The sequence below is a fragment of the Neorhizobium sp. DAR64860/K0K1 genome (genome assembly GCF_050500205.1).
Lineage (GTDB): Bacteria > Pseudomonadota > Alphaproteobacteria > Rhizobiales > Rhizobiaceae > Neorhizobium > Neorhizobium soli.
Window position 1 is genome coordinate 2,641,033 of the sequence record NZ_CP191459.1, and the last position, 19,908, is coordinate 2,660,940.

Below are 19,908 nucleotides of genomic sequence, written 5' to 3' on the forward strand. Positions count from 1 at the left end.
CCAGGCCATTCCTCAACCCTTCAGCTCGACCGAATGGATGAAGGTCATTCTTCTCGTCGCGGGAAGGCCGTTATGCTTGAAGCCCTCGTCGGGTCGCACCTCGGTATTCTCTTCAAGCAAGTAGATCTCGTACTCGACGATGGTCAGTCGCCATTTTCCGTCCTGTTCCGGAATTTCACCGGACCAGGTCATGAATTCGGCTCCTTCACGCTTGGCGGTCAATTCGATGGTCTCTCCCACCGCTTTCCACAAGGCAGCCTCCCCGGAGGCTGCCGTCGTCGCAGGCGTTTCGGAAAAGGCTTGGATGACGCTCGTCACCTCTGATGCACCTTCCTCGACATAGCTGAAGCCAGATACAGTTACAGCTCTCATGCCATCCTTGATGCTGCCGAGGGAAACGGTGCGGGTCGGCGAAATCTGGACAAAATCAGATGTGACGATCTTCGAAAGCGCTGCACCTTCGATCGACTTTGGCTGATAACGCCCGACGGCATACCTCAAGAAGGGGAAATAGGCTCTTCCCGGATCTACCTGAACGTCACACCATACCACATTCCGCTCAGTATCGATCTCGACGTCATATGCAGCCAGAGATACATGTCCAATTGCTAGCGGGGAACTATCGGCGGCAGTACCTTCCGGGTAGACCGGAATGTGGATGAGCTTTTCGCCGGCATTGACGAAATCGTCCAGGGTGGGCCAACTCGATGTCGGGGCACCCCGCTTGCGCGGGTTGAACGCCCACGAGGATACGGCGCCTTTCAATTCCGCTGGCGTCAGCGCGAGTTCCGTCTCGCGGACAGAGAAAACAGCCATTTCCCCAGGCCCTGACGATAACCATGGGCGTTCAAACAGGAAGCGATGTCCTGTGACATGGATCTCTGATCGACCTTCCTCCGTCCTCTCCTTTTTGAAGATAGGGAGGATCGCCCTTATCTCCGGAGCATCTGGCGGCGCGCTATTGAGAACCTCGACGGTTGTGGATCCAAACCGGGATAAAGCGTCCGGGTCTTTCAGGATTTCTTCCGGCATGAAGGATCGATAGCGCGAAGTTGCGCGCGCGCGGTATGTGACAGACCGATACTTGGCGTCCGGAAAGGCATGGACCGTAGGTTCCTGACGGTTTGCCGTCTGGTTCTCCCGCTCCTTAGCAAGCGCTCCACCATTGCTCGCACTGTCCTGCCAAAAGCTTGCGGGGTGGCCCGCGACGCCAAGCAACGGTTGATCGAACTCCGTTAAGTCGAAGCCGAATGGTGGGAGTGTCGCCGGCACCTCCCGGTATGCCTGCGCCCACGGTTCATCAATCACGTCCGTCCAGGAGGCGGTGAATTCGACGCGCCCGGTACTGGGAATGTGAAGCGAGAATGTCTCGTCAACCAATTTCGCGGCGAACGATTTCAGGCCGGTCTTTTCTGCGCGAACCCGCTTTCCAAAACTCGGGTCTCTGGTTGGCCGTTGCGTGGCATGCACGAAGGTCACCTCTCTCGGTGGAGTAACTAGATACTCCGAACCCGCAACAACTTGACTCTTCATGGAAGCTGATAGTCCGGATTTAAGAGAGGCGGTCAGCGTTGAAATTGCTCCCGGTTTCTGGAAATTGAGAAGCGTTTCAAGTGAACTGGAAACCCAAAGGTTGCGATAATCATCATCGCCGAGTGCGGAAGACATCACGGCCCTGACAGTCTCGCCAAGTGGTACAGACACCACGATGCTGCCTGCAGCACTGTCAATCGAGGGTTTGCTGTCCGCGGCACCCGGCCTGACAGAGAGATTTACTGACCGCAGAAGAAGCCGCTTTTTCACCTCGTCGACATCCGGCCGCGATGGAAACGCAACCGGTCCCGAGTCGAGTTCCCCCGACGAGGATCTTATTACGACCCCACGGCACATCGGGTCGGGAAGAAACGGCACATTTATAGCGCCGGCTTGAGCCCCCGAATTGGCAAGGTCAACAAGATCTCCGTTGGCCTCAACGATGACGTCGTACGATTGCTGATCGTTCATCGCGTCAAACGATCCGTGCTCATCCACCAGCCACAGATCAGCGTCCGACGGCACGATCTGAACCACGCTGTCTGCGGTCGGGCGGCCTTCCATTGCACGGATTGCGACGGTTGTTCCTTTCTCACCCTGTTCGCGATGGCTTTCGAATACTGACGGTGACCGAATTGGCTGAAGCCTCTGGTTTGCGATCATCGCAGTGCGGACGTCGAGCGTTGCGTCAGCGATGATCACGGATGCTTCGTTCAGAGACCACGCATTCCCAGCAAGGTCGACGGGTACGACGCAGAACTCGTAGGTTTCGCCGAAGCGTTTCGTCTGTAGGCTGTCATCGACGACTTCACATTTGACAGCGAAGTTCTTGAAGGCCTCATCAACGATTTCCTGGGCTTTCCCGTCCTCGTCAACGGGATTATCGCTGCGCGGAGCTACAAGGCTCCAGCCATCCCAGTTGAACAAGAAGGGCGAGGTCGTACTCTGGCCACCCTGATCGGCAAGAACCTTCGTTATTTCTCCCTCATCGGGACCCGGTGCCCAGGTATTTGGTGATGCTAAAGGGCCGCCGTGAAAGGTGTAGGTGAGTGTTCTGGAGCAAAGGCTGCGCCAGACGCCCTCCGAAACGCTACGGATGTAAACGCGATAACCCCGGATAAGACCGTCATCGACAAAAACGACTTGATTGGGGTCAGGCTGCTGAGCGTCGATCTGGCTCTTCTGTTGAGTGTCCAGCGCAAGCAATCTCGTATTGCTGGACAGAATGTCGGCGATCAGAGGCAAGGGCTGCCCGGATCCCGGGCTTTCGTTCGGCAGGTCAATCAGTGAAATGCCACTCTGACGAAGGGCAGTGAGAGCTTTTGGAAAGGGTGGAGCGGACTGATAGTCCGCAGGGAGCACGCTAGCTGCCGCCGTCTGCCTGGCAGACTCAGCCAACTGTAACGACAGCCAGTCGATTTCAAGGTTTGTAAGCCTTCCCGTGCTGGCTTCGAGTGATCTGAATCCTGCCCAATCGGGCAGTTTGGATCCGTCCGACCGGCGCGGATGAAATACACCAAATTCCGTCTTGCCGATATGCTGCCGGACATCACACTCGGTCCAAGGTGCTGCTACGACCGTGTCGTTCAGAGACAATCGCACGTCAACCTTGACACGTGCGATTTCACCCAGCCCGTTGACAATGGTCTCTGGAATTGGAACTTCGAAATGAAGGACCAAGCCGAGCTTCCGGGCGAGGGCGTTATGATCCTGAAGTGCCGACGCGATTTCGTGGAATTCCATCTCCGGCTGAACTGTCAGCGCGGCCCTCGGCGCGATTGTCTGATTGACCGTATGAAATGCCGAAAACTCTTTGAATGTCTCGACGATCTGCGCGGCATTAGCGGTTGAATACGAAAGAATGTTTGCGTCAGGCTCGACACCCATCAGTGCTTGTATCATCGGATTTGCGCGCAAATCCGATGATACAAGCGCGAACGCTCTCTTGACTGGACCGAGTTCGGCAAAATACCCGAGAGACAGGATATTTGCGAGCGATTGGGCATCATATGATTTTATGTTCGAGCCTTGTTGCGCCGACGGACCGAACGGCCGCACAACCGTATTGGCCGGGAAAATCGTCTCCCAGAACTTGGTGTCTGGCTCCATCCCCGGCGTCGGAAGCAAGGTGAGATCAGGGGCGAACGAGGATTCGGTTCCCGCGCTGTCGGCAAGTTTCAGGGTGAATGCAGCGGTATTGAGGGTGTTCGTCCACTTGACGAAGTCATGATAACCCGCGTCAGACAGAAGGCTCTGATCGGTGCGATCAATCCCGAGTTTAATTGATGGTACCAGGCCGATGCGCAGGATTAGATTGCCATCAGCCCCTCTTAGCAAGCCAGATGGTAGCGTCGTCCAGGCCAGGTAATTTGCAACGTCAGTTTCTCCCAGCAAAAGCTCGACGATATTTTGTCCATTGCGGCTTTGTCAGCGTCTCCCGCCTTGTGCGACCGGATGGATCCGATGCGGCAAGAAGTGAAGCGTTGCCTCCGGAACCATTGAACTTACGTCGGAAGGTCAGTTTGAAAGATTTCTTGAAGAACGCGATTTTGACCGAGTAGGAGACCTCTACAATGCCTTCGCTATAGGAGGGCGTTCCGGTCTGTATCTGCAGCCCGAGATAGAAATCGACCCCGACCGTTATGAACCCAAGGGCGGTGACCGAGCCATAGGCACGAACGTAAAACAGATATCTGATATTGGTGGTGGGTACGCCGCCAATATCGGCCGTTTCCATCCAGTACGAAAGACCTCCCAGCACCGCCGCACTTCCTGACGCGATGCCGAGATCGAGCCTTGCAAAGGCGCCAAACCCAAAGGTCGCCGAAAATGAGCGAATTCCGCGAGTATCAATTGCGAGGGAAAAAGCCCCTGCACCACCATATATACCCACTGCGACCGTGAAGGGATTTTCAGGCGTTGAGAAGTTGAACTTGTACCGGGTCGGCTGGGACCGGAACGAGATCTCGACCGAACTGGCGATACTGAGGTTCTGGAGCAAGAATGCCCCAAAACTCAAACTGGGGAAGTTGAAGGACGGCAACTGAATTTCGACGCCGCTCGGTAACAGGTTGATGGAAATCCCGATGTCGCCGAGAATATCTTTCAACAATTCCTGAAGAGCCTGGATGAATGCCATGATGGCGCCCTTCAGCTCGACAGAAACTATATCCGGCTTGAAGCTGGTCGTTCCCGCAGTATCGATCGCGAACGCAAATGAGCGGAAGCGGATAAGGACGCCATCGTCTCCGAAAAGAAGCTGGAGAGAGAAATTGCTCAGCCGGGCAGAGACAGTGGCTTTCGGTCTGATACTCGTATCGATACTGACGCTTGTCTGTGCGGTCAGTGTGAAGCGTGTGGGACTACCACCGTCAACAACCAAGTCCGGCGAATTCTGCTGGACCGCAAAAATCGGCTTATTTGGATCCGGCCAACTTTGAAACTGTTCCGTCGTCCAATCGATGCTCTGACGCATTTCGGCCGGGATATCGGGATAGGCTCTTATGCGCTGGATGACCTTTGGCATCTGTGCTTCGGCCACCGAAAGCCCTGCCTGCAGCACGTCCTTGATTTTGATCCCACCGAACAAAACGGTGTCGTCGCCGAAGTAGTCGAGAGGATTGAAAGTTTGAGGTCCCGCAAGCGCGAGGGGGGCCGTTGAATTTTGCTGTCCAGTCGCTCCATAGAGGCGTGAAACGCCGCCTACGGTCATATCCAGCGAGAAAAAGCCCCCTGATTTTTCGCTTTGACCCGAGCAGCCCAGACGGATGCGCTTCTCGTCCCCGGCTTTGAGGCCCGGTGCGGCCTGAAGAAAGGTCTCCATTTCGTTTTTACTAGGGTCTTGGATCGAGAACCAGCCAAGATTTTCGCTCTCGCTCACCGTGGCCCGCAGCATAGGCAGCCGCGCCTGGATCTGAGGAACGGTCAGATCGAAAAGCGAATTGATCGCCGGGCAAACTGACCGGGGTTCAATCGCCGCATCAAACTGCACTTTCAACAGCTCGACGCTTGTATCAAGAGGTGTCCCCGGAACTGAGACCGCGACTGAAGCATCGTAGATGCCTGTGACACCCAACTCGCTCGTCCGGTAAACAGTCTCTACCTGTCTCAGACGCTGCAAATACTCATCGGTCTCTGCAACAGGGGTTGAATCAGTCGACGTGGCATCGAATTCTATGAAAATGACCGGGACAGATAGCTTGACAAGTTTCCCTGCCCAGTCCTCTGCCACGGCCGAGAACATGAAGGGTTTGCCGCCCGCGCTGGGCCAGAATGCCTTGTCGGCCCACAAAGTACCGTCAGGTTTCGCTATCGAAACTGACGCTGTTACCGGCTCATCCAGCGGCGGACTGAGATCGTCCTCGAAGCGTATCGACCGAAACGGAAGAGTAGCGCCGCCGACCATGTCCAAATAGGACCGCTCCTGCTGCTTGAATTGGATGAAAAGCCTGGTGCGGAGATAATCGCCTTCGACCGGAATAGAACCGACCATCGGAACGACCTGGACCGATTCTCTGGTCGTCGCCCAGACAGTTTCAACCTCATGCCCGAACGGATAGAGAAATCCACGGCGCGAGATGACGACATCGTTATCTTGACCGTAGGCCGACCGTTGCGAGACGTGCGTGAGCGAAATCGGACGGGTGCAATCATACGGGAAGTTCGCTCGAAGGTTAAGAAAAGCGCCTTGTCCGGTCAGCATCAACGTGTGGGCGGTGATAGGCGTCGGATTGCCATCGGCACCATGCGTCAGGTTGACAATCTCCCCGCGGGTTCTGCTGTCGATCGGTGACCGCCCTAGGGACGCCTCATCAGGGTCGCGCGACCATACAGCGACGACATTGGCGTTCTCGAATCCTGAGCGAAGCAGGCGAGTCGGTTTGCCGACAAGCGACGCATGCCAGGCCTCGTTAAAGCCACTCTTGCCAACCGATCTTTTCGCTTGGCGCCATGAGTGGTCATCATGAGGAGCAAGGTAGAGGCCGTAGGGGGCCTCGATCGCTGTCTCGGAGGTGGTTGGCTTTCGGAAGGAACCTGGAGGGACAGGAGACGTTGGAACCAGTGGCTTGAATCTTTGCCAGTCGAGAAGGGTGTCTACGGAAAATGGAAGCGGGCCATTTCCCCGATATTCGAAAACAAGCCGGGCTGGGTCCCCTAGTCGAACCTTAAGCGGGGGGAGCAATACGGGGTCACCGCCGCTCGCAGAGACGAAGAAGGTAGGTTCGAAAACATGCTGTCCCGGCAAGTGGACAGTTATACGTCCGGCATCATCCGCGACGATCCGCGTGAATTGCGCAACTGACCCGTCATGTGCATATTCAACGCGCAGGTTCTCTAGGTCGAACAGAAGATCAAGCTGATCATCTGCTCGCATGACGCGAATGCGCGGATTATCTATTCCAGAGATCCCACTCGCCTTTTGTCCCAGAGAACTCACAAACTGATTGGATGTTTCCGATAGTACAGTATCTTCTGACTGCGTAACCGTTAGAGACGATCCACCTCCAATAGGAGGAGCGGCGCGAATTCTATTAATAGACGCGCCAGTATCTGCGAGACTTAATTTCGGAAATGACAGACTAGATGTCGTCGAGACGGCTAATGCCGCGCTCGACAGAAGAAATGATCTTCTAGACAAGCGAAAGTCATCTTCGGCAATACGATGATATTGCCGATCTGCACCGGTTTCCCGGTCCGACATTTTAGTAGACATGCTCGTCCCCTAGCAATGAGGCAACTAAGCATTAGCAACTCTCCGTTGAATTGTCGATAATCTCAACCAGATAAAACAAGAAATATTTTACCATGAGTTGTATCCACTTTGTGCGTCACCGCTCGAGGCTCTTTGTGTGACAATTGCATCGTCTTTACTGAGCCATGAGTCTCCTGCGCGGGCCGCGCCGTCGTCCGAAGACGGAGGTGACCGCTTTGACAACCTCGACGGCTTGTATGCGGGGGTTCAGCTCCAGGTGACGTCCAAATTTCTCCTGTTTAGGAACTGCTAAGCAGACAGGCTGAAGCGGAGCAACGGCAGAACTGTCGGGAATGGCGAGAATGAAGGCGCGAAGCGGCCATCCTCGCGGCGACCGCGGGAACGTAAACTTCAGCCCGACAGCGGAAATTATTTCCGTTTCAGACCCGTATTGACTGATGCCCAAAGCCAGGGCACAAAGGTGGCATCCACGGTCGCTCGCGATGGGAAAATGCAGGGAATTTCAAAGGCTTTCCGCTAAGCTATTGAAATCATGTGAGAATCCAGGTCTCCCAGGCAGGCCAATTTGGTCGGATTTTCCAATCCAAATCTGCGGCCATCTCCCGCATAAAAAAGCGACGCCTTCTCAATAACTTGCGCGATAGCAGCCACTGTTATCTATGCGACCTGTCGTGTTCGCAAAAGGCTAGGAATATTGGCTGGGGACCCGTTCAGCCACTCCGGGTTCCAGGACCTATCAAGAATTTAATACACGGTCACTTCTCGTTGCAATAAAACGATATTATCTTCTAGCCCGAGCTATCCAACTCGGGAGGACGGCATGGCACTTCGTAAGCTGAGTGAGGATGGAGAGGAGCGATTTTCAACCATTCCGGAATTTGCGATGGGAATTCAGTACGGTGTGCTGAAAGGGGATCTGGTGGCCATCGTGGGCGGCCAGATTGTTGTCACCACTGCCGATATCTCCGGCTTGTTCGAGTTCGCCCTTGAACTGCCTTTTTATCAGCGGGGCCTGAATTTTCCAGATGCGCTTGAGCTGTTCACAAAGTGGAAGGAAGGGCTCGATGAGGTCGAAGACGTGGAGGGCGTGTACCCGGTCTTCGGAAATCCCAATCTCATAGGCTTTATCATGACGCCGACGGCGGTAACCCCTGCACACCCCGGCACGCCTCATCCTCCCTACGGACACCTGCCGTTTACTGGTAGTACACAGCCGGGCGACACCTATTACAGGTGCGAGCCGTATCCGACGAGCAGGCGATTAATTGCGCCCAACACCATCGCTGCCGATACGTATGCCATCCCGAAGTCCGAGGACGGCTTATACCCGACCGGGTTCAGTGCTGTTGGCAGGTATGCGCTACCCTGCTTCTTCCGGCTTGCTACAAATGGACCATAAGTCCAACGCCTGGACCGGTGAATTGCGGCACGGTCGTTCCCCAGTTCGGTCAGGCAGGCGGCGGTGTAGAGATAATGTTTCCGGCTGTGACGACGAACATCAGACCATTCCATCCACCTGTCGTGTTACCACCGCTTTAAAGTCGTTGACGCCCCTTTCGCTCTGACTGCGCGTGCAGGCACAACGAAAGGAGACCAACATGGTGATTGCATTCCCCATGCGGCTGATCGTCGGCGTCGTCGGTCCCGGAATGGGCCTCCAGACCTATCAAAAGCGCCTAGAAGACCGGAGTTTCTTCATCTCCGGCGAGACCTAGAGCGATGGTGTGATTAGGGATGGAATACGACCACCGCATTTGGATTGATCGGCCTCCAGCGAGCAATGAACGCTTTGCGCCGAGGATGACGAGCATACCGCGCGGCCTACCAAAACGGGCGCTTCCTATCCCTTCTTGCTGGCCTAGGTTGCCGGAAGCCTTGTGATTTAAGTTAATTGCCATGTCTCGCACATCCAAAATGCGGTGTAATAGCGTTCTTCTCCCTTTGCTGACGGAATATCTTGATGAACTCCAGAATACGTCGATTGTTGAAAAATTCCATCCATTGCAATGGAGCGATTACACGGGTTTAAAGGCGCTAATTCTGAGATGTCTCGATCCGCACTGTCTTTTATCTTAGCCCCGCTTGATACTTGGCAGAATTTCATCGATGATACTTCCAATGGTTGCATAACACCCCAAAATTTGAATTCCCTATCATCGTATTTCGATTGAGCCCGCTGACCTCAAGCCGACGAGTCCTTTATGCGATCATCGAAGCCATTTTCAGTTAAAGTTCTTGGCGCGTTCGATCTCACCGACCGCAACGGGCGTTCGATTCGCCCATCAGGTCGAAAGGACTGTGCACTCATCGCGATGCTTGCACTTACACGGCATCACCGTCAAACCCGCACTTGGCTTCAGGACAAACTATGGGGGGATCGTGGCCCGGCCCAGGCCGCCGCAAGCCTGCGGCAATCATTGACGACTCTGCGCGATCTTCTCAACAAGGATATCGAAGTGTTGTCCACCGACCGCACATGGGTCTGGCTGGAAGCAACGTTTGTCGATTTCGATCATGCCGTGTACGGCGCAAAGGGAGAAGTTCTGCGCGGCCTTGATCTGCGAGAAGAAGGGTTCAACGACTGGCTGCGCCAAAGCCGTCTGGAATTCTATGAGGGTAACTCACGTTGGGGCTTGATGCAGGTGCCGGACCAGCCAGACCGACGCTGGTATCTCGAGTTCCCGGTTCCCGCGCTCGGTGAGGTCGACATCACAGGCATATGTGAACTTGTGTGTGATGGAATTATGGAGGCGTTCTCAGTCATCGGCCTTCATGCGGTGATCAAAAGCCGGAGCGACGTGGATGGGAGACCGCCGCGGGCAACCGACATGGTTGTGCGCGCACGTACGTTTCACAACGGCCCGAGCGGAATCTTGTCGGTTTCTGTTACAGATGGCTTTGGCACGCTGAAATGGCAGGTTCGCCGCGAGTTCGCGACGAAACGATGGCATGATCTGCGTGCTGTTCAAGTCGAGATCGTACAAATGCTTCAGGACTTCGCCGCTCGGACAGAGGCGGAGAGCCTCAGCGGCGCGCGCTGGAGCGCGCACGCGAATGGATGCCAGGCGCTGATGGGGATATTGGTGCCCGGATCGGTCCCGATACCGGAGATTGTCAAATGCAGCGAGGCTGCAATCGCGGCGAATGAGAAGGGTGTCTACCACGCAATTCTCGGTTTTGCGCACTTGTTGCTCTACGGCGAACGCGAAAAGCTCACCGCGCCAGACCTTGACGAAGTCATGGAGAGCTTCCGGACCTCCCTTCGTCTGTCGCCTGAAAACGGTCTTGTTCATGCGCTGGGGGGACATTGTCATGGTTATCTTCTCCGTGACCTCACGCGAAACGCGTTGATGACAGGGGAGGCGGTAAGGCTGCTGCCCAGCAGCAGCGCATGCTGGAACTTCCATGCCATCTCGCTGGTGTACTGTGGACACTACGACGAAGCTTTGCGTGCAGCGTCGCGAGCCGTGTCTCTAAGTCGAGGAACGGCATTGCAGCCCCTAACCCAAAGCACCGAGTTGTTCGCGAGATTGATGGTTGGGGACACAGTTGGCGCCATCCGCGCCGGCGAGACTTCGCTCGACGGTATCATGTTCCGGCCAACAGTTGTGGACCTGATGACGGCGTATGCACGAGCAGGACGGATGAATGAGGGGCGCTCGAAGCTGGATTTGCTCGTCCGACGGGAGCCGAACCTGTCTCTGGAGCTTCTAAAATCGACAGACTACCCCATCGTCAACCCGGCGCACCGGGCGGCGGTTGTAGAGGCCGCCGGCCAACTCGGTCTCGCTTGAAAGAGGAGTACTTGCGTTGAACCTTGCACCATTCGGGGTCCTGAACCAGGACTATAGATCCCAGCTTGCCGGGCTGTACTGGCGAATGCCAGCATGGCCAAAGGACCAGGAGGCCGCCTATCGCCCCCTATTCGACCAATGGCTAAACGACGTCACGAAGAATATCTGGCCAGCACGGAAGGGTGGACAATGGGTCGGGGAATCTGCGTCGAATATGGCGGATGTCACAAGGACTGAACTCGAACACGCGGTGCGCCTCTACCATGGTGTCAGCGGCACGCGGGACATCCTGACAGAGATTCCCGACATTCCACCGTGTCCTGACGGGCGGCCAACAACGCACGAATGGCACTACAAGATTGAAGATGCCATCGTCCATGATCTGCTGTTTAAGTACGCGCTGCTTCGCGATGGGAATAAGCCAAGTTTCGGATTCCGAGCGAGTCGGACAATCGGTTCAAACTACCTCGCATACGATCCTGAATTCGATATCAAGAAATTTGAGGATCTGTTCTGGGGACGTATGGGGAGCATTCAGCCTCCCATCTGGGACATCAAGCAACATTTCCAAAGGCCTCGCCCTTGGACTGCCGCCACCACCCTTGGTGTTGACGGTTTTCGATGGATTGTGGCTGGAGGCGACTTTGTCACCCATACTGGGGTGCATCCATCGCTGCTGAGCGGGCATTGCCTCCAGGGTATTCTTGGCGGTTGCAGTGTCTATGATGCCTTGCTGGATAGTGGTGAAACGCTCGATGGCACCAGGAGCAGGGCAATCCAGAAATACATGGTGGATTGGGGCGACCGGCGTGTCTTCGCCGGGGTGCACTACATGACAGACAATATTGCATCCTGGACGCTGGCGCGACGACTAATTCCTCATCTGTTCCACAATGCAAAACAGGTCGAAGAATTCGCTGTACAAGCTATCACCCGTCACAGCCGCGTCTTCGCTGATATCATTGCGCATTTCGACAAGGCTAGTCCGGCTCTCCACATGCTTTTGGACGACTTTCCGGAGGAAAGAACCACGTCCTGACGCGCTTCAGGTGTCGCACTTAACTGCGTCGTAGCGCTTCTGCACTGCGATACAGTTTGTCAGACTGAATGGAAGCCCCAATGATTTATCGAGTTATTCACGTTGTTTTAACGATAACTTGATCCTGCGTTCACGGGCGAAGCACAGAGTGCCGGCAGCAACACAGGAGGCTGCCGATGCACCCAGAGAACTTTCGCACCGCGATGCTTAATGCGCTACGTATCGGGCCATACTATACCCCGCACCTGACCAACCCACCCGTGCAGGAATGGCTCATCGCGGCCAGAAGTGGTCCGGGCGGTGTCTATCTGATCATCTCGGATACGGCGCTTCCGGTCGAAGGCGCCGCGACGTCGGCGCCAGATGACCTGAGCGAGCAAAACTCGATCGTGGCAATCCTTGCCGAGGACCGCGCCGACGCGCTGCAATTTCTGATGGTACGTCATTTGCCGGCGACCGTCACAGTCCCCGGCCGCTTCTTTCCGGCAGACGGGATGGCCGAACTGCGCAAGGACGGCGCACGAATGCGCCTGACCGCCTTCGGCCGACACGCGCACAGCCGTGGCTCCATTGATGGCCAGGCCGTCCTCCACGACATCCCGCATCCTGCGCCCAACGCCGAAGGCGCGCTCAACTGGCATTTCGCGGCCGAAGAGCGGCCGTGGGTCGGAGCCGGCTGAGAAGGCGGGGTGCACCAGAATATTTCCTCGTCCACTTGCGCAACTGACCACCCACCCATGGAGAAACCAATGCTTGTTCTACCCGATATCGACGAGCCCACGGGGCTGAATGCCTTTCCGGTCCTGTACTGGAACCATGCCGGGCTGCAGATGAACCGGATCACCCATTCGCTGGGTGGCCCGCAGGGCGGCCCGACGATGAGTTCCCGCGCCTTGGGACTTCTGCATCTTGCCATGCACGACGCTTTCTTCGGCGTCCTGAACGACGCCGCGAACCCGTCGATGTGGCTGGCCGCCGCCAATCGCCCGACGCTCCCCCCAGGTCTCTCGGCAGATCTTGCGAACGCCAACGCGGCCCTGACCGGCGCGGCGATTGCGATGTTCGATCGGCTGTATTGCACTGCGGGCAAGGTCTCTGACGAGGCGACCAGGACGCTGAGAAGTGCACTGCGGGAGCTGAAGCACGGCTACAGGGAGCCCATCGACACCAACTTCAAGGCGTATCGGTACGGTGTGGACATCGCTGAGAAGATCCACTCCGCGCTTGCGGTGCTGCCGAACGATCCCGGAGCTGGTGAGGGGAGCTACAAGCCCAAGGGAGGCCGCCACCACTTCGACGACGAGCCGCTGAACCCCGTCCGCCTCATGGACATCGACCCCAACGATCCGAGCAAGGGGAAAAAGGCGCAGCGCGTCTATCACGGCCCCTTCTATGGCACGACGGTGGAATCCTTTGCGGTCACGGATCCGGACGGCCACCGGATCGCGGCATGGCCAGATCCGAAAAAAGCCGAATACAAGGCCTCCCTGAGGGAAGTGCACCGCGTCGGTGGCGCGGCATCGCTGAATAGCACTGTGCGGAGCGCGGACCAGACCGTCGCAGCCTATTACTGGGCATATGATGGTGCAAACCTGATCGGTACGCCGCCACGCCTTTACAACCAAATCCTGCGTCAGATCGCCTGGGCCAAAAGTGACCCGACGAACACCACCCTCGACAGGAGCAAGGAATTCGTTCGGCTCTTCGCGCTTTGCAACGTCGCGATGGCAGATGCGGGCAAATTCGCCTGGGCCGAGAAGTACAGCCACGATCTCTGGCGCCCGCTGTCCGGCATCCGCCAGCACGACGTCAGCGCCTTCGAGGCCGATGGTGGCAGCGCCCAAGTTGGGCCGCCGGCCGACCCGTTCTGGCTTGCTCTAGGCGCGCCCGAAACGAACTCCAACAAGCTTAGCTTCAAGCCGCCGTTCCCGGCCTATCCTTCAGGCCATGCGACCTTCGGTGCCGCCTGCTTCCAGATGGCACGGCTCTACTACGCCTCAATCGGCACCGCGACAGTGGACGAGAACGGCCCCGACGACATCGGTTTCAGTTTCGTGTCCGAAGAGATGAACGGCGTCAGCCGCGATCTGCATCAGCCCCACGATCCGTCATCGCCGATCGAAGACCAGCCGGGCCTCGTGCGGACCTATGTCAAGCGCAACTTCCCCTCGCTCTGGCATGCGATCTGGGAAAATGCCTTCAGCCGCATCTGGCTGGGCGTGCACTGGCGCTTCGATGCCTTCGACTACGCGGATGCCGGCAATGGCCCGGACGCCAACGGTCACGACACCTACAAGGACCCGGCGGCGGTGCGCTACTCACACGTCTGGACCGCAAAGCGTAACGCCGGCGATCAACTTCCTATCGGCGGCGTGCCGCTCGGGCTCGGGATCGCCAACGACATCTTCGGCAGCGACATGCGGCAGCAAGGCGGGGCGATGCCTGCCGCACGGTTGGTGCCACTGCAAAGCAAGATCACCAATACGACGTTCCGCTGAACCTCGCCGGCGCCCCGAACCAATCGGGGCGCTCCCCTCCCGCACAGGAGTGCACGTCCATGATCATTGCCCGCGGAACCTTCACCCCCGGCCCCCCGCATGTCCTGCGTGGCAGCTTCACCATCCGCGAAGACGGCGGAGCCCTGCTGTTCGAGACCAGCGCGGACTTCTATTTCGACGGCTCGCCCGCACCCGGTTTCGGCCTCCACATCGGGATCCCGACGAGTGCCGGCGACCTCGCCCTGCGCACCAACATGGAACGGACCCGGTTCCTGGACTTACCCGGCAACGTGGTCGAGGTCCGGGGCCAACACGCCGGGGCGATCCCGCCGGCCATCAATTTTCATGCCTACGACACGCTCGTGCTGTGGTGTTTCGCCGTTCCCTTCATTTTGGGTCACGGGAAACTCGAGCGCCTGTAACCCGGTGTGAAAGGAAACACCATGCCGATCATCGATGACGCAGCCACCTTCGAGCGCCTCGGCCGAGAGCAGGCGATCCGCGTGGCGACCGCCCTGGCACGCATCCTCAACAAATCCCAGTTGGTGGATTTCGACCTTGCCTCACCCGGAGAAGCGGAGCGGAAACTTCTATTCGACCTAGCCTTTTTTACAATCATCGTCTTCGAGACCGGGGCAAACGAAGTCGACGGCGAGCAACGATTTATTGCTCGCCCGACCTTCGAAGCGAAAGGTCCTGACCCAGTAGAACTGGCAAACGACTTAACCCTGATCATCGGCCACACCCAAATTCACGGGCTGCTCGAAGATCCCGAGTTGGAAGAGGCGCTGGTCCGCGCTCGTAGCTAAGTCCTGAACCGGAGAATCACCATGCTGTTTTCCTCTGCCGTCGATACGGCCATCGGTCTTATGATGGTCTACCTGACCCTCAGCCTGATCTGCACCAGCATCAACGAGGCCATCGCAGGTCTGTTGCGGCTGCGGGCTCGCAATCTGTTCAACGAGGTGTCGCGTGCTTTGGGCGACACGACAGTGCGCAACGGCTTTTGGGAAAGCAGCCTGATCCGAAGCCTTTCGCGGGGCCAAGGGTTGCTGAATTTCAAGACTCCGCCGACGCCTGTACCCGTGGTTACAAAAATGCAAGCGCCTAGCTACCTGGACCGCCGGGATTTCGCCCTCGCGCTGATCGATACGCTGCGACACATCGACAGATCGAAACTAGGTGAAAACCGATCGATAGACTTCGCAGGCCTTGAACAGAAGATCGACAAAAACTCTCCTCTGCCCCGCCTTCTGACGACCCTTGGGATCGACGCCACCTCCACCATCGAGGAAACCAAGAAGGCCCTCGGGGACTGGTTCGATCAGGTGATGGAACGAGCCTCGGGAGTCTATAAGCGATGGATGTCGCTGCTATCCTTTGGGGTCGCGCTGGCGTTAACTGTTGCCATTAACGCCGACACCTTGCAGATCGCCCGCACCTTCTGGCAGGATGACGGCCTCCGGGCGGCAGTAGTTGAGTCCGCCATGCGTCTGCCCAAGTCCTCTTCCGACGTGCCGCCCGCTTTGCCCGATCTTGCGCAGGTAAAGGGCTTGCTGCCTTTGCCACTCGGCTGGTCGATGTCCACGTCCTCCGGCGAGGACCTGAACGCGCTCTTGCCCAAAGGGTTAGGCCTTCTGCTCACCGCCTTCGCGGTGACCCTTGGCGCGCCGTTTTGGTTCGACCTGTTGTCGCGCTTTGTCGCCATTCGCAACAGTGGGCCGCCGGAGAGCAAGAAGAGCCCGGATGGGTAAGGGCGGCTATGAATAGTCGGCCGCCGGCTGGACCCTCGGTGGATGCTCCGCCTAACCAAGCACCGGAAATTATTGCCGATCAAGCGTCCTGTTGACTGATGCCCAAAGCCAGGGCACAAAGATGGCATCCATGGTCGCTCGCGACAGGAAATCAGAGGAAATTTCAACGGCTTTCCACTAAGCCATTGAAATCATGTGAGAATCCAGGTCTCCCAGGCGGGTCATTTTTGACCGATTTTTCGATCCAAGTTGGCGGTCATCTCCCGCACAGAAAAGTGGCGTCTTCTCAATAAGTTGGCCGATCTGGGACGCAGTTCCTCAGGCCATCGTCGTGTTCGAAGACGGCTACGAATATTGGCTGGGGACCCGCAAGCAACGACCCTAACGGATCCAGAGTCCGACTGTCGGATATTGCGTCGGAGAAAAAGATAACGCTGACATTGAAGCACATGGCGCTGTTGTCCCCTTCGGGGCCCAAAGCGGAATTTGGGCCGACTCCGGTCCTTAAATCAATGCCTTGCCAATCGAGGCGCCGCCATCGACTGCTTAGTGACCAGCATGACCGGGAAAGGGACGTCATCGTCATCAGCCATAGCAGCATGTGCGATTAGACGGCCGGCCGAAGTAGGCCTGCGATCAAATGGTCGATCAGCGCCCTGACCTTTCGAGATGGTTTTGGGCCGACAGTGTAGACCGCGTACACCGCTGCAGGCTCCAGCGCATATCCTTCCAGCACCCGGACAAGCCTGTTGTCGGCTCGTTCGTCTGCCGACATGACGTCGGAGACAACGGCCAAACCCAATCCCTGGACGCTGGCCGCCAAGATGCCTGGGGCCGAATTGATCGTGAGCCTGCCGCGAATGTCGACCGAGATCAGCGTGTCGTCTCGCTTGAAACGCCAGGCTCCCTGACCGAATGCACCATAACCGAGAATGCAGTCATGAGCGATGAGCTCATCAGGGGTGGCAGGTGTGCCCTTCCTGGCGAGGTAGGCGGGAGATGCCACGACCATTCGTTCGAGAGAAGCAATTCGTCTGGCGCCGAATGTCGAGTCGGGAAGTGTGCCGGTGCGGATTGCAAGATCAACACCGTTCACGACCAGGTTTTGCCGTTCATCCGCCATCAAGATCTCGACCTGAAGGTTGGGATAGGCATCCATGAAACTTAGCAGCAACGGCATGATGGCCCGCGAGCCGTAGGCAGTCGGCAAGGCCAGCCGAATGACGCCATCGAGCGAGTCGGTCCTCCGCGCTGCGTGTTCTGCCTCCTCGATCGTCGCAAGGACATCGCGCGCCTTGTCGAGAAATGTCGCGCCTGCCTCGGTCAAGGTAAGGTGGCGCGTCGTGCGGATCAGTAGTTTGACACCGATGCGTTCCTCGAGCTCCGTGACGATCCGCGAGACCGAGGGCTGGGATAGCCGCAGGTCTCTCGCGGTCTGGGAAAAGCTGCCGCTCTCAGCTACCCTGTTGAAGACGATGAGTTGCTGCCAGCGATCACTCATTTGCTGCCCGAATAACAGTTGTCCAAAGTCTCGCGATACCCGCTGTCGACCTGTCGACATAGCCTTCTTTCCGTTGCGGAGGTTCCGCTTTGAAAGGAAGAGCTATGAAATTGCAAGACAAGCTAGACACGCTACGTGACGACTTTGAAAACGGTCGTCTTCCTCTTGTCCCGACATCCGAGCAAATTGAAATCATGCATCGAGCCACCCAAACGCTCATAGACAGCGGACAGGTAGGCCGTGCATTGAAAGCGGGCGACAGGGCGCCGGACTTCAGTCTTTCGGATTCTGAGGGCGACATGTACATTTTGCCCGACCTCCTGGTCCGTGGCCCCGTTGTTGTCACCTTCTACCGCGGTGTTTGGTGCCCGTTTTGCAATCTGGACCTTGCCGCTCTTGAGGCCGAGCGCGGAGAGATCGAAGCACGTGGCGCCCAACTCATGGCCATTTCGCCGCAGACTCCTGCCAACAGCCGTAGATCCCAGCGCGACAACAAACTCAACTTTCCGATCCTCAGTGACCCCGACAGTGAAGTCGCGGAAACTTTCGGTCTTCGCTTTTCGCTACCGGACGAGCTTATAGAGGTTTACAAAAGCTTCGGGAGCAACCTTTCTCATTTCAACGCCGGTCAGGACTGGCGCCTACCAATGCCTGCCCGATATGTGATCGGTCGCGATGGTCTGATCGCCTATTCAGAGATCAATCCTGACTATACCCGCCGCCCGGATCCTTCTGAACTTCTGCCCGCCCTGGACAAGCTCAGGTCAAATTGAAGAGAGGCTTTTCCCCGCGAGATTCTTAGTCTTGCGGGGAAGACCCGGGGCCGCCGCGTCGAAAAGTCGCCGCCGCAGTATCTCTCACCCTCTCGAGCGACCGACTCACATTCACAGGCCTCCGTGGCTTGCGCAGTCGACCGCAGGACCAGGACGTAGGTTCAGTCCCTATCGATCGACGTGATTGTCGATCCAGTCGATCAAGACGTCCGCGACCTTGATGTTCTCTCTGCCCTGCATGAACATATGCGTGCTGCCCTTGATCCCGACATCGGGGAGCGAGAGGAAGGTGATGTCACCGCCGGCCGCCTTGATCTGCTCCATTTCCTTGGCGCAGGCCGCGGCTGGGTTGCTGCCCATGTAATCGCCAACCACCACGAGGATGGGCACCTCGGCCAGCGCCTTGACCTGCTCGTCCGATAGATTGGAGAAGCAGCCGGTCTCAAGCTGGATCAGGCCCTTGATACCACCTTTGCCCTTCAGGACTGCCTGGCTCGGAAATCCCGCCGACTGCGAGTGGCCGACGAGGATTGCGCCTCCGAGGTCTGCAGCCAGATCGGCAACGTTGGCGACGGTCGGGTTCTTCGTTTCAGGCTGGATCAGCTCGCCCGGCAGGCTCGGCACCTGGGTCTCGATCATGTCAGGGATCACCTGCTTGGCGAATTCATCGATTGCATCGATTGGGAACTGGACGTCTGGCCAGGCCTTGCCAAGTTCAGGACCGAACCTGAACACCTTCCAGGCCATGCTCGACGTGCCAAGAAAAACCTTTGGCTGCGCCTCAGGTGGCAGACTTTTGTTTTTCACCTGGTTGAAAATCGTACCGTTGAAGCCCGAGCGTGCCCGGCCCGTCTGTTCCGCAAGATAGGTGGGAAATCCTTGCCGCGTGAAATACTCGAACCAGCCCATGCGACCATCCGGCGTCGTCTCCCACTGCTTTGAAGAGAGCAGCCCGCCATGCATGAAAACGATCGGCAGGTGTGTCGGGTTCGGTGGGCTCTGGAACTGGACGTACATCTGATCGACGACGACATCACCCGCTTCGAAACTCTCTCCGAAGATGTCCTTGAGGTCGCCCCAGCCAGCACTCTCGGTTTTGACGGTCCGGCCGCCGACGAAGAAACTACCCTGGCTTTGAAGCAGAAGCGGCTCCGGAGAGGACTTGATGTCGGAGAGCGATTGCGCTGAGGCACCGGTGGTACTGAGAAGGAGCGCAAGCACGGTTGCCTGCATTTTGGAGAGCATCTGCATCATAAACCCTTGTGTGGAGCGATCGTTTGATGACGGGAAGACAGGTCATTTG

At 57.1% G+C, this 19,908-nt stretch carries 13 protein-coding genes; 9 read left to right on the forward strand and 4 right to left on the reverse strand.

Features of this window, described 5'->3' with window-relative positions; translation table 11 throughout:
• Nucleotides 1–12: 12 nt before the first annotated feature.
• Nucleotides 13–3,927 (reverse strand): hypothetical protein, encoded by a 3,915-nt coding sequence (locus tag ACQY1J_RS17505; protein WP_430250443.1) that lies wholly within the window; start codon nucleotides 3,925–3,927, stop codon nucleotides 13–15.
• Complete coding sequence (locus ACQY1J_RS17510; RefSeq protein WP_430250444.1) at nucleotides 3,911–7,246, reverse strand: hypothetical protein; 3,336 nt, start codon at nucleotides 7,244–7,246, stop codon at nucleotides 3,911–3,913. Before ACQY1J_RS17510 ends, ACQY1J_RS17505 begins: the two co-directional genes overlap by 17 nt.
• A gap of 820 nt (nucleotides 7,247–8,066) precedes the next feature.
• Between ACQY1J_RS17510 and ACQY1J_RS17515 the strand changes: the two genes are divergently transcribed.
• From ACQY1J_RS17515 to ACQY1J_RS17550, 8 genes are all read left to right on the forward strand, one after another.
• Entirely contained in the window at nucleotides 8,067–8,645 is a 579-nt protein-coding gene (locus tag ACQY1J_RS17515) for a hypothetical protein (RefSeq protein ID WP_430250445.1), read from the forward strand.
• 802 nt (nucleotides 8,646–9,447) lie between these two features.
• Nucleotides 9,448–11,040, forward strand: coding sequence for a hypothetical protein (locus ACQY1J_RS17520; RefSeq protein ID WP_430250446.1), 1,593 nt, complete (start codon nucleotides 9,448–9,450; stop codon nucleotides 11,038–11,040).
• Between the two features lie 214 nt (nucleotides 11,041–11,254).
• Nucleotides 11,255–12,079 carry a hypothetical protein gene (locus ACQY1J_RS17525; RefSeq protein ID WP_430250447.1) on the forward strand — a complete coding sequence of 275 codons (825 nt, stop codon included), beginning with the start codon at nucleotides 11,255–11,257 and terminating at the stop codon, nucleotides 12,077–12,079.
• 176 nt (nucleotides 12,080–12,255) lie between these two features.
• The gene (locus ACQY1J_RS17530) at nucleotides 12,256–12,759 is read left to right on the forward strand and encodes a hypothetical protein (protein ID WP_430250448.1); all 504 of its coding nucleotides are present in this window, start codon (nucleotides 12,256–12,258) and stop codon (nucleotides 12,757–12,759) included.
• A 69-nt stretch (nucleotides 12,760–12,828) separates the two neighbouring features.
• Nucleotides 12,829–14,577, forward strand: coding sequence for a hypothetical protein (locus ACQY1J_RS17535; RefSeq protein WP_430250449.1), 1,749 nt, complete (start codon nucleotides 12,829–12,831; stop codon nucleotides 14,575–14,577).
• A gap of 59 nt (nucleotides 14,578–14,636) precedes the next feature.
• Nucleotides 14,637–14,999, forward strand: coding sequence for a hypothetical protein (locus ACQY1J_RS17540; RefSeq protein WP_430250450.1), 363 nt, complete (start codon nucleotides 14,637–14,639; stop codon nucleotides 14,997–14,999).
• A 21-nt stretch (nucleotides 15,000–15,020) separates the two neighbouring features.
• Nucleotides 15,021–15,386, forward strand: a complete 366-nt coding sequence (locus tag ACQY1J_RS17545) for a hypothetical protein (protein ID WP_430250451.1) — start codon at nucleotides 15,021–15,023, stop codon at nucleotides 15,384–15,386.
• A gap of 21 nt (nucleotides 15,387–15,407) precedes the next feature.
• Nucleotides 15,408–16,331: a hypothetical protein gene (locus ACQY1J_RS17550; protein ID WP_430250452.1), complete on the forward strand. Its 924-nt coding sequence runs from the start codon at nucleotides 15,408–15,410 to the stop codon at nucleotides 16,329–16,331.
• 607 nt (nucleotides 16,332–16,938) lie between these two features.
• Here ACQY1J_RS17550 and ACQY1J_RS17555 read toward each other — a convergent pair.
• Complete coding sequence (locus ACQY1J_RS17555; RefSeq protein ID WP_430250453.1) at nucleotides 16,939–17,832, reverse strand: LysR family transcriptional regulator; 894 nt, start codon at nucleotides 17,830–17,832, stop codon at nucleotides 16,939–16,941.
• 104 nt (nucleotides 17,833–17,936) lie between these two features.
• Here ACQY1J_RS17555 and ACQY1J_RS17560 point away from each other — a divergent pair, with 104 nt between their 5' ends.
• Nucleotides 17,937–18,605 carry a peroxiredoxin-like family protein gene (locus ACQY1J_RS17560; protein ID WP_192087023.1) on the forward strand — a complete coding sequence of 223 codons (669 nt, stop codon included), beginning with the start codon at nucleotides 17,937–17,939 and terminating at the stop codon, nucleotides 18,603–18,605.
• 168 nt (nucleotides 18,606–18,773) lie between these two features.
• Here the strand turns inward: ACQY1J_RS17560 and ACQY1J_RS17565 are convergent, their stop codons facing one another.
• Nucleotides 18,774–19,859 carry a hypothetical protein gene (locus ACQY1J_RS17565; protein ID WP_430250454.1) on the reverse strand — a complete coding sequence of 362 codons (1,086 nt, stop codon included), beginning with the start codon at nucleotides 19,857–19,859 and terminating at the stop codon, nucleotides 18,774–18,776.
• Nucleotides 19,860–19,908: the final 49 nt, after the last annotated feature.